At 59.3% G+C, this 13,952-nt stretch carries 15 protein-coding genes, 1 other RNA gene and 1 pseudogene; 8 read left to right on the top strand and 9 right to left on the bottom strand.

The features are described 5' to 3' along the window. Positions 1 to 55: 55 nt before the first annotated feature. The 3 genes from KZ772_RS14385 to KZ772_RS14375 all read right to left on the bottom strand — a co-directional run bounded on the left by KZ772_RS14385 (position 56) and on the right by KZ772_RS14375 (position 3,249). Positions 56 to 1,237: an FAD-dependent monooxygenase gene (locus KZ772_RS14385; RefSeq protein WP_290537208.1), complete on the bottom strand. Its 1,182-nt coding sequence runs from the start codon at positions 1,235 to 1,237 to the stop codon at positions 56 to 58. A 66-nt stretch (positions 1,238 to 1,303) separates the two neighbouring features. Next, positions 1,304 to 2,629 carry a Xaa-Pro aminopeptidase gene (gene pepP, locus KZ772_RS14380; RefSeq protein WP_290537207.1) on the bottom strand — a complete coding sequence of 442 codons (1,326 nt, stop codon included), beginning with the start codon at positions 2,627 to 2,629 and terminating at the stop codon, positions 1,304 to 1,306. A gap of 35 nt (positions 2,630 to 2,664) precedes the next feature. Beyond that, positions 2,665 to 3,249, bottom strand: a complete 585-nt coding sequence (locus KZ772_RS14375) for a UPF0149 family protein (protein ID WP_290537206.1) — start codon at positions 3,247 to 3,249, stop codon at positions 2,665 to 2,667. A 229-nt stretch (positions 3,250 to 3,478) separates the two neighbouring features. Here KZ772_RS14375 and KZ772_RS14370 point away from each other — a divergent pair, with 229 nt between their 5' ends. From KZ772_RS14370 to KZ772_RS14355, 4 genes are all read left to right on the top strand, one after another. Further along, complete coding sequence (locus KZ772_RS14370) at positions 3,479 to 3,691, top strand: TIGR02449 family protein (protein ID WP_035246082.1); 213 nt, start codon at positions 3,479 to 3,481, stop codon at positions 3,689 to 3,691. A gap of 51 nt (positions 3,692 to 3,742) precedes the next feature. Continuing rightward, a complete protein-coding gene (locus KZ772_RS14365; protein WP_035246081.1) occupies positions 3,743 to 4,054 on the top strand; it encodes a cell division protein ZapA in 312 nt (103 codons plus the stop codon). Between the two features lie 279 nt (positions 4,055 to 4,333). Beyond that, positions 4,334 to 4,517: non-coding RNA, 6S RNA (ssrS, locus tag KZ772_RS14360), on the top strand. Between the two features lie 65 nt (positions 4,518 to 4,582). Further along, positions 4,583 to 5,164 (top strand): 5-formyltetrahydrofolate cyclo-ligase, encoded by a 582-nt coding sequence (locus KZ772_RS14355; protein ID WP_290537205.1) that lies wholly within the window; start codon positions 4,583 to 4,585, stop codon positions 5,162 to 5,164. Here the strand turns inward: KZ772_RS14355 and KZ772_RS14350 are convergent. Beyond that, on the bottom strand, positions 5,148 to 5,294 hold the full coding sequence (locus tag KZ772_RS14350) for a hypothetical protein (protein ID WP_290510286.1): 147 nt from the start codon (positions 5,292 to 5,294) through the stop codon (positions 5,148 to 5,150). The two genes, KZ772_RS14355 and KZ772_RS14350, sit on opposite strands and share 17 nt — an antisense overlap. 293 nt (positions 5,295 to 5,587) lie before the next feature. Continuing rightward, on the bottom strand, positions 5,588 to 7,105 hold the full coding sequence (gene ilvA, locus KZ772_RS14345; protein WP_290537204.1) for a threonine ammonia-lyase, biosynthetic: 1,518 nt from the start codon (positions 7,103 to 7,105) through the stop codon (positions 5,588 to 5,590). Positions 7,106 to 7,259: 154 nt separating this feature from the next. On the opposite strand from ilvA (KZ772_RS14345), the pseudogene KZ772_RS14340 reads away from it, so the two are divergent. Further along, positions 7,260 to 7,397: pseudogene (locus tag KZ772_RS14340) on the top strand (ribose 5-phosphate isomerase A); the annotation flags it as partial. 466 nt (positions 7,398 to 7,863) lie between these two features. Here the strand turns inward: KZ772_RS14340 and ilvA (KZ772_RS14335) are convergent. Next, positions 7,864 to 9,159, bottom strand: a complete 1,296-nt coding sequence (gene ilvA / locus KZ772_RS14335; RefSeq protein ID WP_290537203.1) for a threonine ammonia-lyase, biosynthetic — start codon at positions 9,157 to 9,159, stop codon at positions 7,864 to 7,866. Positions 9,160 to 9,313: 154 nt separating this feature from the next. Here ilvA (KZ772_RS14335) and rpiA point away from each other — a divergent pair, with 154 nt between their 5' ends. Then, on the top strand, positions 9,314 to 9,967 hold the full coding sequence (gene rpiA, locus KZ772_RS14330) for a ribose-5-phosphate isomerase RpiA (RefSeq protein WP_290537202.1): 654 nt from the start codon (positions 9,314 to 9,316) through the stop codon (positions 9,965 to 9,967). Positions 9,968 to 10,045: 78 nt separating this feature from the next. On the opposite strand, the gene KZ772_RS14325 is transcribed toward rpiA, so the two are convergent. Both KZ772_RS14325 and KZ772_RS14320 read right to left on the bottom strand, forming a co-directional pair. Then, positions 10,046 to 10,507: a hypothetical protein gene (locus KZ772_RS14325; protein WP_290537201.1), complete on the bottom strand. Its 462-nt coding sequence runs from the start codon at positions 10,505 to 10,507 to the stop codon at positions 10,046 to 10,048. A gap of 105 nt (positions 10,508 to 10,612) precedes the next feature. Beyond that, positions 10,613 to 11,563 carry an alpha/beta hydrolase gene (locus KZ772_RS14320; protein ID WP_290537200.1) on the bottom strand — a complete coding sequence of 317 codons (951 nt, stop codon included), beginning with the start codon at positions 11,561 to 11,563 and terminating at the stop codon, positions 10,613 to 10,615. Between the two features lie 70 nt (positions 11,564 to 11,633). Here KZ772_RS14320 and KZ772_RS14315 point away from each other — a divergent pair, with 70 nt between their 5' ends. Together KZ772_RS14315 and KZ772_RS14310 are read left to right on the top strand one after the other, a co-directional pair. After that, on the top strand, positions 11,634 to 12,287 hold the full coding sequence (locus tag KZ772_RS14315) for a flavin reductase (protein WP_290537199.1): 654 nt from the start codon (positions 11,634 to 11,636) through the stop codon (positions 12,285 to 12,287). 85 nt (positions 12,288 to 12,372) lie between these two features. After that, positions 12,373 to 12,801 (top strand): META domain-containing protein, encoded by a 429-nt coding sequence (locus KZ772_RS14310; RefSeq protein WP_290537198.1) that lies wholly within the window; start codon positions 12,373 to 12,375, stop codon positions 12,799 to 12,801. A gap of 60 nt (positions 12,802 to 12,861) precedes the next feature. Here KZ772_RS14310 and fba read toward each other — a convergent pair whose 3' ends face one another. Further along, the gene (gene fba / locus KZ772_RS14305; protein WP_290537197.1) at positions 12,862 to 13,926 is read right to left on the bottom strand and encodes a class II fructose-bisphosphate aldolase; all 1,065 of its coding nucleotides are present in this window, start codon (positions 13,924 to 13,926) and stop codon (positions 12,862 to 12,864) included. Positions 13,927 to 13,952 lie beyond the last annotated feature (26 nt).

Genomic DNA, 13,952 nt, shown 5'->3' with positions numbered 1-13,952 from the left:
CTTCGTAGCATGGCTTTCGCTATTAACTGTTAACTATTAATTATTAACTGCCTTTTCACAGCCCCATGGCCCGACGCGCAAACCCCTGGCGCAGGCCGGGCAGAATATCCATGGCCACCAACCCCAGCTGGCGACTGTGGGCGAACAATGGTTGCTGGACCCGGAACAGTTCCGGCACCCAGCGCGACGCCTGACTGATCAGTGCCTGGTCCTGCTCCCGGCGCTGCACGTATTGCTGCAACAGGGATAGTGCCCCCGGTGCCGACGCATCACCCACGGTGCTTGCCAGCTGAACCAGATCGCGCACGGTCAGATTGAAACCCTGCCCGGCCACCGGGTGCAGGGTGTGGGCGGCATTGCCCACCACCACCCCATAGGGCACCGCCTGGGCACAGGCATGGGTGAGCACCAACGGGTAACGCTGACGTTCTCCGATGCCGGTAATCCTGGGGGCTTCTGCCGGGCATTGCTGCTGCAACTGCTCCAGCAAAGCACCGGATTCCATGGCCATCCAGGCATCCACCTGCTTGCGGGGACCGGTCCAGACCAGGGCAAAACGGCGATCCGGCAGCGGCAACAGCGCCAACGGCCCATCGTTGAGAAAACGTTCGTAGGCAATGCCCTGGTGATCGCTGGCCAATGACAGATTGGCGATCATGGCATCGTGGCCGGTGTCACTATCCCTGGCACTCACGCCCAGCCATTCGCGGGTGCGCGACCTGGCACCATCGGCGGCAATCAGTAACGGCGTGGTCAGGGTGCGACCGGATTCCAGTGAGGCTTGATAACCGTCTTCGAGACGGCGGATGGCGCTGAGCCGTTCCGGTGCCAGCACCTCAATGGCAGCATCCGCATACAGGGCCCGCAACAACACAAAACCCAGCCAGCGGTTTTCCACCACCGCTCCCAGCGCCGGCACACCTTCCTCACTGGCACGCAGGCGGGTGATGCCGAGCCGGGAACGACGCGAGACATGCACGGTATCGATCCGGGCGGCGTGTTGGCGAATGGCCTCGCCCAGCCCCAGCTCATCCAGCACTGCCAGTGTACCGGCAGACAGGGCGGTGCTGCGCGCATCAAAACTGGGCGTCAGCGGCGGCTCTTCAGGCAGGGTAAGCGGATGGCTTTCCACCAGGGTCACGGCTGCGGCACCGTGGTGACGCAACAACACCGCCAGCAACGCCCCGGCCATGCCACCGCCGACGATAAGAATGGAATCTTGCCTCTGTTCCGTCATCCAGGTTTTCCCGAAACCATTAGAGGGTGAGCTGTATTACCGGTTTTCGCTGTTAACTCTTCACTATTAACTGTTAACTGCTTTTTTCATCACCGCTTCGATATCCGCCACTTCCTTGGGCACTTCGTGGCTCAGCACATCGCAGCCGTCTTTCGTTACCACCACATCATCCTCAATACGGATACCGATGCCGCGCCACTGCTCGTCCACGCTGTCGTCGTCCGGTGCCACATAGAGGCCAGGCTCCACGGTCAGCGCCATGCCCGGCTCCAGTTGCCGCCACTGATCCTGTACCCGGTAATCGCCCACGTCATGCACATCCAGCCCCAGCCAGTGACCGGTGCGGTGCATAAAGAAGCGCCGGTAGCCTTCGGTTTCCACCAGCTCGTTGAATTCGCCCTTGAGCAGGCCCAGGTCAATCAACCCCTGGGTGAGGATGTGCACCACCTTTTCATGGGGCACATTCCAGTGGTTGTCCGGATGAGTGGCCTCGATGGCCGCGTGCTGACTGGCCAGCACCAGCTCGTAGAGCGCCTGCTGGGGTTTGCTGAATTTACCGTTCACCGGGAAGGTGCGGGTGATGTCCGAGGCGTAGTGTTCCAGCTCGCAACCGGCATCCACCAGCACCAGGTCACCGTCCTTCAGTTTCTGGCTGTTTTCGATGTAATGCAGGATGCAGCTGTTGGCACCGCCACCGACAATACTCGGGTAGGCGGGGCTGCGTGAGCCGTTGCGCATGAACTCGTGGATATATTCCGCTTCCAGCTGGTATTCCATCATGCCAGGTTTGACCGCCTGCATGGCACGCACATGGGCGCCGGCAGAAATACTGGCGGCGCGGCGCATCAACTTGATTTCGGCAGCGCTCTTGAACAGGCGCATGTCGTGCAGATGATGGGCCAGGGCAACGAACTCCCCGGGCGGCTGGGCACCGGAACGGACCCGCTCGCGGATACTGTTGACCCAGCCCATCAGGCGGCGGTCGAATTCCGCATCATGGCCCAGGTCGTAATAGACTCGCTCGCGCCCTTCGATCAGTCCCGGCAGAATCTCGTCGATATCGCCGATCGGGAAAGCATCATCCGCATCAAAGTCCGTCACCGCGCCATCCGGGCCAGCCCGGTAGCCATTCCAGATTTCCATGGTGCGGTCGCGCTCGCGGCAAAACAGTACATATTCGCCATGCTCACGGCCGGGCAACAGCACCATGATCGCTTCCGGCTCGGCAAACCCGGTGAGATACCAGAAATCGCTGTTCTGCCGGTAGGGGTATTCCACATCCCGGTTACGGGTGCGCTCCGGGGCCGCCGGCAGGATGGCAATGCTGTTGGGCCCCATTATGCCCATCAGTTCCTGACGGCGACGGGCAAATTCCTGGCGATTGATACTCAAGAGCTCTCCTTAATGCTGAAACGATCGCAGCGAAATCAGTGGCGGGTCGGCGGTGCCTGCGGCGCCGGGGCCGGCTTGTCCTGATGGCGCATGACCAGCTCAGTGTAAATCATCAGCGCCGCCATCCGGCAGTGCTCCGCCACCTGCTCGAACATATCTTCCTCTTCGTCCCCGTCTTCTTCCGGGGTAGCCACCTGGCTGATCGCTGCCAGGTCGGACAGGGCTTCCTGGATACCCGGTGACAGATCCTTGTCATGGGTGTTGGCAGAGCCGGTGCCGAACCCCACCAGAAAGCCTTCGCACCACTGGGCCACTGCCGCCACCCGCAGCCCCAGTTCTTCCTCATCCCCGGGTAACAGCAGGGCCAGATCCAGCCCGGTGCCCTGGAACCCTTCGTGAAGCTGGTCGCGCAATGACAGCAGCGCCACCGAGAGGGCGCCGTCAAACCCGCCATCAATATCGGTATGGGCGGCCAATACGCCAAGCACTTCCTCGTCCTGGCCACCATGGCCAGTGGCCAGCAACCCTGCCAACACGCCTTGCAATTCACTGGGGGAATGGGCCACACCGGCAGCAGCCAGGCCCTGGGCCAGCACTTCAAAATCGATCAGGTTGGACATGAATCTATCCGTTATCCGGGGAATTGGGGGTTATCCTCAGGCAGCCTGTGAATAATGTGTGCTAAGTGGCTACCACGGTTGAATTTCGTTGACCCTTGCAAACCCCACACCTATAGTTGAAACAACCTGTAATCCGGGTGGGATGCCATTGCCGGAAAATACCGGCAGGGTATGGGGAACGCCGGGCCGAGAAAGGTCCACACCTTAGGCGAACAGCGTACATTTTGCCATGACGACGGAACAACAACTACGGCAACTGGAAGCCCGCGTCGATGACCTGCTGCGCATCAGTGCGCGCCTGCGTCAGGAAAACCAGTCCTTGCATGAACGCGAGGCAAAGCTGGTGGAAGAACGGGCCCAACTGCTGAAAAAGAACGATGTGGCTCGCAACAAGGTCGAAGCCATTATCTCGCGTCTGAAATCCCTGGAGCAGGAGTCCTGAGCGTGACATCCTGCCTGATACTGATCCACAGCCAATGCGGTGCCCTCGGCCATGTCTAACGAAAACTCCCTGGTAATTCATCTACTGGACAAGGAGTATCGCGTCGCCTGCCCGGCCGGTGAACAGGACAACCTGCTGGCCGCCGCCCGCTATCTGGACAAGCAATTGCGCGAAGTCCGCGATGCCAATGTGATCGGGCTGGAGCGCATTGCCATCATGACCGCGCTGAACATGAGCCACGAACTGCTCAATGCCCGCAAGGCCGTGTCCGAAGATTCCGAAAGCGAGGCCCGGGTCCAGGCCCTGCTTACTCGCCTGGAAGACGAAATCCAGGCCTTCGAAGACGCCCGCCGAAAGCTGTAGTCTTCCCTCACGCTTCTACAGCGCCCCTGTAGGAGCGCCGCTTGAGGCGCGAACCGAGCCTTGGCGAGGAAAAGACCCGACCAACCAGCATTCCTTTCTGGAAAGACCTGTCGAACCCGGCACTCCCGATCGCCCTACGGTCGATTGCCTCGCTGAGGCGAGGTTCGCGCCTCAAGCGGCGCTCCTACAGCAGCCTCGTAGAAAGCAAAAAAATCTACGAAATCACTTCCCTGTCAAGTCCTGACCTGCCCCCGGCACCCCTGTTATAATCCACCCGAGTGCTTCCTGGCCCGTTCGCCAGAGGGTCATGTCCCCGAGCCGATAATGTAATACCCGGGGGCAAACATTGCCCTGCCTGTGTGCATGTCCGCCCATTGAGCGGAAAGCCTGAGGGTGGGGTTGCTGCCTCCACCTTGAACCTACGGTTCAAGGGTCAAGCCCGCAGCGGCGGACCGGGAAGTACCCTTTCTATTTCCTCCTGAGTCGATCATTTCACAATGGACGACTCACGCTTATTGTGGCCTGCCCATGACCGCAGCCTTGCGGCGGCAATTGCGCCGCCAGTTCCGACAGCAACGCCGATCACTGACGCCGGGGCAACGCCGCCGGGCCAGCCATGGTTTCGGCCGCCGGCTGGATCAGGCATTAGGCCATCGCCCTGCCCGCCACCTGGCGCTGTATCTGGCCAATGACGGCGAGTTGGACCTGTTGCCCGGCTTGCACCACAAGCGCTTCCGCCTGGCTACCACCTACCTGCCCCGCCTGGACCCGATCCGCCGTGGCCACCTGCAATTTCGTCTCTGGCAGCGCCACCACCCCATGCGCCCCAACAATTACGGCATTGCCGAACCGGCACACTATTATCGGGGCCGGGCCCTGTGGGCACTGGATGTCATTCTGCTGCCGGCAGTGGCGTTTGACACCTGCGGCTATCGACTGGGCATGGGGGGAGGTTATTACGACCGTACACTGGCAGATCTGGCGCGCAGGCCAAGGCGACCTAGGCTGGTAGCCGTGGGCTATGATTTTCAGAGGGTAGGCAAGGGCACTCTACCGGTGGCCCCATGGGACCAACCGGTAGATCTGACTGTTACTACTGGATGTGACTGACAACAACGCCGGCGCTATCTGCGTAGCGTTGGTAATCATTTTCGTTGCCGCCGTGGGTCAGGCTGCTGATCAGCACCCCCAACCCGAAAATCACAGCCAGTAGCACCAGGGCGTCCGGCTTCTTCTTCATTGTTTCTATCCCCAAAAAGCGGTACAGCAATACAAAAAGTGACCCGAAAGTCGTAATACGAGTGTCACCTTAAACCTATTACAAAATGTAAAATGCCAACCGGGTCAAAATTTGAGCATTTCGACATGTAAAGTCAAGCGGTTAGCAGGCTTTGCTGACGTTTCTTAACAAAAACCGTCGATAACTGGTGGAAAGCGCCTTGTTGATATGAAAGCGCTGTTATACCAATTTTTTTAAACGGATTTCACAGCAACGCCGCCATGGAGGGACAACCCGGGCACCATTTGGTTCCGTTAATTCAGAAACAGGCGGTAGGCCGGGTTATCGCTTTCTTCCACCATGGGGTAGGGGACTTTTTTCAGATCCGCCATCAGCCGGGAATGCTGGCCTGTCTCCACCTGGAAGCCCACCAGCACCCGGCCATAGGCCGCGCCATGGTTACGGTAGTGGAACAGGCTGATATTCCACTTCTCACCCAGGGACTGGAGAAACCTCATCAGAGCCCCCGGCCGCTCGGGAAATTCCACCCGGAACAGTCTTTCCTGCATATCCTGGCGTGGCGCATGCCCCCCTACCATATGACGGATATGCAGCTTGGCCATTTCGTTGCCGCTCATATCCACCACCGGGTAACCGCGCTCTTCCAGGTCCTTCATCAAGGCCTGCAGGGCTTCGCCACCGGGTCGCAGCTGAATGCCCACAAAGATATTGGCATCACGGTCATCGCTGTAACGGTAGTTGAACTCGGTAATGCCACGGCGACCCAGCGCCTGGCAGAAGGCACGGAAGGCACCGGGACGCTCGGGAATGGTTACCGCCAGAATGGCTTCACGCTGTTCACCCAGCTCCGCTCGCTCAGAAACATGTCGCAGGCGATCGAAATTCACATTGGCACCGCTCTGGATCGCCACCAGGGTCTGGTTTTCCACCTGATGTTTGGCCACCCAGTTTTTCAGGCCCGCCAGCGCCAGCGCACCGGCAGGCTCGCAGATGGCCCGGGTATCCTCGAACGCATCCTTGATGGCGGCGCAGATTTCGTCGGTGGTGGCGGTAATCACCTCATCCACGTGATGACGCAGGATCTTGAAGGTTTCCTTGCCGATCTGTTTTACCGCTACACCATCGGCAAACAGGCCCACTTCCGCCAGGGTCACCCGGCGATTCTTCTCCAGCGCCGCCTTCAGGCAGGCCGCATCTTCCGGCTCCACGGCGATCACTTTCACATCCGGGCGCACATATTTCACATAGGCCGCCACCCCGGCGGCCAGACCACCGCCACCTACGGGAATAAAGATGGCATCCAGATCCCGGCTCTGCTGGCGAAGGATCTCCATGCCAACCGTGCCCTGCCCGGCAATCACGTCCGGATCGTCATAGGGGTGTACAAAAGTCAGGTTGTCTCGCGCTTCCAGTTTGCGGGCATGGGCCAGGGCTTCATCGAAGCTGTCACCGTGCAACACCGCCTTGCCGCCGTGGTTACGTACCGAATTCACCTTGATATCCGGCGTGGTCCGCGGCATCACGATGGTGGCCTTGATGCCCATGGAGCTGGCCGCCAGCGCCAGACCCTGGGCATGATTGCCAGCGGAGGCACAGATCACCCCGCGCTGAAGCTGTTCATCGGTAAGCTGACAAAGTTTGTTATAGGCGCCACGGAGCTTGAAGGAAAACACCGGCTGCAGATCTTCCCGCTTGAGCAGCACCCGGTTGCCAATACGCTTGGAAATCAACGGTGCCGCATGGATGGGGGTTTCCACTGCCACGTCGTAGACGCGGGATTGCAGTATCCGTTTGACGTATTTGTCCAGCATGAAGGTTTCCGGGTTGGTGTTTGGTGCGCAGAAGGGACTAGTCTAGGGGGTGGCCGGGATAAATGCGATAGGTCAGCGGCCCCAGGGTCGAGTCATCGCTACGCCTGCCCTATAATTTGCCCCACTTCTTTTACCCGCACGACAGGACAATTTCATGGACCAGGATGCGCTGAAAAAACAGGTCGCCGAGGCGGCGCTCCGCTTTGTACCCGAAGGCGAAGTCATCGGCGTGGGGACCGGCTCCACCGCCAACTTCTTCATCGATGGCCTGGCCAGCCTGAAAGACCGCATCATGACCCTGGCGGAAAGTGGGCCCTGTTTGCCGATGGTGTAGCGGTAAAACGGATCGGCAGAAACCTTCAAGATCCTGCAGCCATCACGTGGATGAGGTGATTACCGCCACCACCGACAGAAATCTGCGCCGCCATCAAGGAGGATGCGTTCGAGGATACCCGGGCCATCTGCGAGCCTGCCGGTGCGCTGGCGCTGGCGAGCCTGAAAAACTGGGTGGCCAAACATCAGGTGGAAAACCAGACCCTGGTGGCGATCAGAGCGGTGCCAATGTGAATTTCGATCGCCTGCGACGTGTTTCTGAGCGAGCAGGCTGGGTGAACAGCGACAAACCATTCTGGCAGTAACCATTCCCGAGCGTCGGTGCCTTCCGTGCCTTCTGCCGGGCGCTGGGTCGCCGTGGCATTACCAGTTCAACTACCGTTACAGCGATGATATGCGTGATGCCGAAATATCTTTGTGGGCATTCAGCTGCGACCCGGTAGCGAAGCCCTGCAGGCCTTGATGAAGGACCAGGAAGGCGCGGTTGCCCGGTGGTGGATGAGCGGCGGCAGGGTGCCGCCGCTCATATCCACCACCGGGTAACCGCGCTCTTCCAGGTCCTTCATCAAGGCCTGCAGGGCTTCGCCACCGGGTCGCAGCTGAATGCCCACAAAGATATTGGCATCACGGTCATCGCTGTAACGGTAGTTGAACTCGGTAATGCCACGGCGACCCAGCGCCTGGCAGAAGGCACGGAAGGCACCGGGACGCTCGGGAATGGTTACCGCCAGAATGGCTTCACGCTGTTCACCCAGCTCCGCTCGCTCAGAAACATGTCGCAGGCGATCGAAATTCACATTGGCACCGCTCTGGATCGCCACCAGGGTCTGGTTTTCCACCTGATGTTTGGCCACCCAGTTTTTCAGGCCCGCCAGCGCCAGCGCACCGGCAGGCTCGCAGATGGCCCGGGTATCCTCGAACGCATCCTTGATGGCGGCGCAGATTTCGTCGGTGGTGGCGGTAATCACCTCATCCACGTGATGACGCAGGATCTTGAAGGTTTCCTTGCCGATCTGTTTTACCGCTACACCATCGGCAAACAGGCCCACTTCCGCCAGGGTCACCCGGCGATTCTTCTCCAGCGCCGCCTTCAGGCAGGCCGCATCTTCCGGCTCCACGGCGATCACTTTCACATCCGGGCGCACATATTTCACATAGGCCGCCACCCCGGCGGCCAGACCACCGCCACCTACGGGAATAAAGATGGCATCCAGATCCCGGCTCTGCTGGCGAAGGATCTCCATGCCAACCGTGCCCTGCCCGGCAATCACGTCCGGATCGTCATAGGGGTGTACAAAAGTCAGGTTGTCTCGCGCTTCCAGTTTGCGGGCATGGGCCAGGGCTTCATCGAAGCTGTCACCGTGCAACACCGCCTTGCCGCCGTGGTTACGTACCGAATTCACCTTGATATCCGGCGTGGTCCGCGGCATCACGATGGTGGCCTTGATGCCCATGGAGCTGGCCGCCAGCGCCAGACCCTGGGCATGATTGCCAGCGGAGGCACAGATCACCCCGCGCTGAAGCTGTTCATCGGTAAGCTGACAAAGTTTGTTATAGGCGCCACGGAGCTTGAAGGAAAACACCGGCTGCAGATCTTCCCGCTTGAGCAGCACCCGGTTGCCAATACGCTTGGAAATCAACGGTGCCGCATGGATGGGGGTTTCCACTGCCACGTCGTAGACGCGGGATTGCAGTATCCGTTTGACGTATTTGTCCAGCATGAAGGTTTCCGGGTTGGTGTTTGGTGCGCAGAAGGGACTAGTCTAGGGGGTGGCCGGGATAAATGCGATAGGTCAGCGGCCCCAGGGTCGAGTCATCGCTACGCCTGCCCTATAATTTGCCCCACTTCTTTTACCCGCACGACAGGACAATTTCATGGACCAGGATGCGCTGAAAAAACAGGTCGCCGAGGCGGCGCTCCGCTTTGTACCCGAAGGCGAAGTCATCGGCGTGGGGACCGGCTCCACCGCCAACTTCTTCATCGATGGCCTGGCCAGCCTGAAAGACCGCATCAAGGGTGCCGTAGCCAGCTCGGATGCCACCGCGGAACGACTCAAGAGCCACGGCATTCCGGTGTTGTCACTGAACGACGTGGACAGCCTGCCGGTATATGTGGACGGCGCGGATGAAGTGAACGGCCACCGGGAAATGATAAAGGGCGGCGGCGGTGCGCTGACCCGGGAAAAAATTGTCGCCGCGGTGGCCAGACAGTTCGTCTGTATCGTGGATGGTTCCAAACAGGTGAAACGGCTGGGGCGCTTTCCGCTCCCCGTGGAAGTGATTCCCATGGCCCGCTCCCACGTGGCCCGCAAGCTGGTTGCCCTGGGCGGTCAGCCAGAGTACCGGGAAGACTTCGTTACCGATAACGGCAACATCATTCTCGACGTGCACAACCTGGAGATCCTCAACCCCATCGAACTGGAAGAAAAGATCAACAATATTGTCGGCGTGGTCACCAACGGCCTGTTTGCCAAACGGCCGGCGGACGTGGTGCTGGTGGGAGAGAACGGCAGCGTCAATCAGTACTGACGACGGACTCGTTAGCACAACAGACAATAAAAAAGGGCCGCAATTTGCGGCCCTTTTTTATCGGCGTAAAGCGAATGCTTAGTCCCAGAAGTTAAACCAGGCTTTCTCGCTGGCATTCTCTTTGGCATTGGCGTTCACTTTTGCGTTGGCCTTGGCACCGTCGCCGTTAACTTCGGCACTGGCATTAACGTCTGCTTCAGCGTTAGCCTTGGCGGCTTCCTTCATGTCTTCCGCAGCTTCACGCTCTGCTTCTGCGCGCTCCTTGGCCGCTTCTTTTTTGGCTTCAGCCTCTTCCTTCATGGCTTCTTTCTTGGCCTTGGCTTCTTCCTTAGCGGCTTCCTTGCGTGCCTTCGCCTCTTCCTTCATTGCTTCAGCGTTGGCTTTCGCCGCGTCACGCTGATCGCGAACAGCCTGCTCGGTTGCCTTGGCATCCGCCTCGGCGTTAACAGCAGCGTTGATACCTGCACTCAGGTCGGCTACAGCTACCTGGCTCATCATCGCAGCACCGGCGGTCATCGCCAGCATCCATTTCTTATCCATGCTTTGTCTCCTTGAAACAACAATCAAAAGGCATATTGCCATTATGTGACGCTACCATCGGGAAATTTGCGCCGCAGCTCAAGTAACAAAGCGTAAAATCGATAATCAGTCGAGATATTGATCAATAATCGCGAATATTTTCCGACGAAACCCCTCATCCTCGTTAACCAGTTGATGGCGGGCCCCTGGCAGCATATGGATATGAGGATCCTGAAACTTTTCCTGAATCACCTTCAGGTTGTAACGCCAATCCACGGTTTCATCCATGTCACCCTGTATCACCACCGGCGACACCTTGATGCGTGATGCTTTTTCAAAGCCCGGCAGCCATTTTTTCAGCGCGGACACCCATACCGCGGAGACCCTCTTTGCCTGTAGCGGGTCCTTGTTTTCCAGAAAATCCAGAAAATCCGGATCATTGGAGTTGATGGTAAAAACCCGTTTGATGCTGCGGGCAAAGGGACGGATAAACGTATGCAGCCAGCGCGCAGAGGACCATTTGAATGGCCGTACCAGTGGCGCCAGCAGAATCACATGCTCAAAGGGGTTAGCATCACCGCCACCGCGACTGAGCAGATAATCCATCACGATGGCGCCACCGGTACTCTGGGCGATTACATGCCAGGGGCGGGGGAAATGGTTGTCTGCCAGGGCCAGACATTGCTCGAGCACATCCCGGTAGGTACGAAAATCATCGATCACCGCCTGGGGACCGGAGCTGAGACCATGGCCGGGCAGATCGTAGGCCAATACCGCATACCCCAGCTCCAGCACATGGCCGATAATATGACGGTACAGACCCACATGATCGAAGTAGCCATGGCAAACCAGCACTGTGCCCCGCGGCTCCTTCGGCCGCCAGGCATGCACCGACAGCTGATGCCCAGCAGCTTCGAAATAGCCAAAGCCGTGCTCGAGGTCCGGTAAGTGCTCGGCGAAATTCAGGCCATAGTAGGCCACATAGCGCCGCGTGGAGTCGCTGAGCGGATCAAACGCCTCCCAGTTGAGTGGCTGCCATTCCTGAACAATGTGATCGCGATCGAAAGGATTTGCCATAGCCGGTAAGAGGTCTCCACGGTTTACTCACGGCGGCTTCTGATAATACGGCGCCAGGAGGACGCACACCATGCACCTGACCGCCGATACTCTCAAGGACCTGCCCCGCCAACAACGGGTCAACCTGATCAACAGCCTGTCCGGCTTCAAGAGCGCCAACCTGCTGGGCACCCGTGCCAGCAATGGCCAGGAGAACCTGTCCATTGTCAGTTCCTGTTTCCATCTGGGCGCCGACCCGGCCCTGCTGGGCATGATCATTCGCCCCCATTCCGTGGATCGCCACAGCCTGGAATACCTGATGGAAACCGGTTTCTACACACTAAATCAGGTGCATGGCGACATGGTCCCTGCCGCCCACCAGACCGCCGCCCGCTACCCCCGTGAGGTGTCCGAGTTTACCGCCACCGGCCTGACCCCGGCTTACCTGCCGGATTTCCCTGCGCCCTTTGTGGAGCAGGCGCGCATCCGCCTGGGCATGGTGCTGCTGGAAACCCACACCCTGCAGGTCAACGATACAGTGATGGTGATCGGCGCCATCGAACATATTCAACTGCCCGGCTATGCGCTGGGCAGCGATGGCTATGTGGATATCGAAAAGGCAGGCACCGTGGCCCTGTCCGGCCTGGACAGCTATCACCTGACCCAGCGCCAGGCCCGCTGGAGCTACGCCAAGCCGGACCAGCCACTCAGCCCTCTGGACGCCACCGGCAGCAGTGACGGTTAGCCTCTGACAGGAAACTATTGCACGCTATCGGGGACTAAATCCGTTCAAGGCGCCCTCAATACCGCGCCATCAAGAAGGACCTGATATGCATAACCTGAAACTTTCCCTGCTGGCAGGCGCCGCCCTGACTTTGGCCGCCTGCAGCAGCAACCCTGCAGGAACCACTGCCATGGTGACAGCCGAACAACTGCAGGGCAGCGCCTGGCAGGTAAGTTATCTCAATGGCTCAGACGTGGGCGACGCGCTGGTGACCCTGAACTTTCATGAGCCCGGCCGACTGGCCGGCAAGGCCGCCTGCAACAACTACATGGCCAGCTATACGCTGAACGATGACAGCTTCACGGTGAAAACCGGTGGCGTCACCATGATGGCCTGCCCGCAGCCGCTGATGAAGCTGGAGCAGCAATTCCTGGATGCCCTGGAAGGGGTGGCGCAGGCCGATATCAACGAGGAGGGAAAATTGATCCTCAGCGGTGCTGACGATGTGAAAATCGAAGCGTCCCGGCAGAAATAACCACGCCAGAAACGACAAAGCCCCGCAGTGCGGGGCTTTGTCGTTTCTGCGAGCGGCCAATTACTTGACGCGCGGATCCAGCTCGCCGGCTTCGTAGCGCTGGAACATGCTTTCCAGGCTGATCGGCTTGATCTTGTCCGCATTGCCGGCAGTACCGAAGGCTTCGTAGCGGGCAATACAGATATCACGCATGGCGGTGATGGATTCTTTCAGGTACTTGCGCGGGTCGAATTCGGCCGGGTTATGGGCCAGGAAACGACGAATCGCGCCCGTGGAGGCCAGGCGCAGGTCGGTATCAATGTTCACCTTGCGCACACCGTGCTTGATGCCTTCCTGAATTTCTTCCACCGGCACCCCGTAGGTCTCCGCAATCTCGCCACCGTACTCGTTGATGATGGCCAGCCAGTCCTGCGGCACGGAGGAGGAACCGTGCATCACCAGGTGGGTATCCGGGATACGCTTGTGGATCGCCTTGATCTGCTCGATGGCCAGGATGTCACCGGTGGGCGGGCGGGTGAACTTGTAGGCACCATGGCTGGTACCGATGGCGATGGCCAGGGCATCCACCTTGGTTTGCTTGACGAAGTCCGCCGCTTCTTCCGGGTCGGTAAGCATCTGGTCGTGGCTCAGGGTGCCTTCGGCACCGATGCCGTCTTCTTCACCGGCCTGACCGGTTTCCAGGGAACCCAGGCAGCCCAGCTCGCCTTCCACGGACACGCCACAGGCGTGGGCCATAGCCACCGCTTTCTGGGTCACGCGCACGTTGTAGTCGTAATCCGTCGGCGTCTTGCCATCTTCCCCCAGGGAACCGTCCATCATCACTGAGGAAAAACCCAGCTGGATGGAACGCTGGCACACGGCGGGGCTGGTGCCGTGATCCTGGTGCATCACCACCGGGATATGCGGAAACTCTTCAGTGGCCGCAAGAATCAGATGACGCAGGAAAGGGGCACCGGCATATTTGCGGGCGCCGGCGGAGGCCTGCACGATCACCGGGGAATTGGTCTGGTCCGCGGCTTCCATGATGGCGCGCATCTGTTCCACGTTATTGACGTTAAAGGCCGGTACGCCGTAGCCGTGTTCGGCGGCGTGGTCCAGCAACTGTCGCATGCTTACGAGTGCCATTGTGTTTCCCCTTCGGTTCCGTGGGC

Source organism: Alcanivorax sp. (assembly GCF_019431375.1).
Lineage (GTDB): Bacteria > Pseudomonadota > Gammaproteobacteria > Pseudomonadales > Alcanivoracaceae > Alcanivorax > Alcanivorax jadensis_A.
Note: the sequence above shows the minus strand (reverse complement) of the source record. Positions and strands in the feature narration are given on the sequence as shown.

What these genes read in the sequence shown, in the direction of transcription:
- KZ772_RS14385 (WP_290537208.1), bottom strand. Translation starts at nt 1,237, where the DNA reads ATGACGGAACAGAGGCAAGATTCCATTCTTATCGTCGGCGGTGGCATG.
- KZ772_RS14375 (WP_290537206.1), bottom strand. Translation starts at nt 3,249, where the DNA reads ATGTCCAACCTGATCGATTTTGAAGTGCTGGCCCAGGGCCTGGCTGCT.
- KZ772_RS14370 (WP_035246082.1), top strand. Translation starts at nt 3,479, where the DNA reads ATGACGACGGAACAACAACTACGGCAACTGGAAGCCCGCGTCGATGAC.
- KZ772_RS14365 (WP_035246081.1), top strand. Translation starts at nt 3,743, where the DNA reads ATGTCTAACGAAAACTCCCTGGTAATTCATCTACTGGACAAGGAGTAT.
- KZ772_RS14355 (WP_290537205.1), top strand. Translation starts at nt 4,583, where the DNA reads ATGACCGCAGCCTTGCGGCGGCAATTGCGCCGCCAGTTCCGACAGCAA.
- KZ772_RS14350 (WP_290510286.1), bottom strand. Translation starts at nt 5,294, where the DNA reads ATGAAGAAGAAGCCGGACGCCCTGGTGCTACTGGCTGTGATTTTCGGG.
- ilvA (WP_290537204.1), bottom strand. Translation starts at nt 7,105, where the DNA reads ATGCTGGACAAATACGTCAAACGGATACTGCAATCCCGCGTCTACGAC.
- ilvA (WP_290537203.1), bottom strand. Translation starts at nt 9,159, where the DNA reads ATGCTGGACAAATACGTCAAACGGATACTGCAATCCCGCGTCTACGAC.
- rpiA (WP_290537202.1), top strand. Translation starts at nt 9,314, where the DNA reads ATGGACCAGGATGCGCTGAAAAAACAGGTCGCCGAGGCGGCGCTCCGC.
- KZ772_RS14325 (WP_290537201.1), bottom strand. Translation starts at nt 10,507, where the DNA reads ATGGATAAGAAATGGATGCTGGCGATGACCGCCGGTGCTGCGATGATG.
- KZ772_RS14320 (WP_290537200.1), bottom strand. Translation starts at nt 11,563, where the DNA reads ATGGCAAATCCTTTCGATCGCGATCACATTGTTCAGGAATGGCAGCCA.
- KZ772_RS14315 (WP_290537199.1), top strand. Translation starts at nt 11,634, where the DNA reads ATGCACCTGACCGCCGATACTCTCAAGGACCTGCCCCGCCAACAACGG.
- KZ772_RS14310 (WP_290537198.1), top strand. Translation starts at nt 12,373, where the DNA reads ATGCATAACCTGAAACTTTCCCTGCTGGCAGGCGCCGCCCTGACTTTG.
- fba (WP_290537197.1), bottom strand. Translation starts at nt 13,926, where the DNA reads ATGGCACTCGTAAGCATGCGACAGTTGCTGGACCACGCCGCCGAACAC.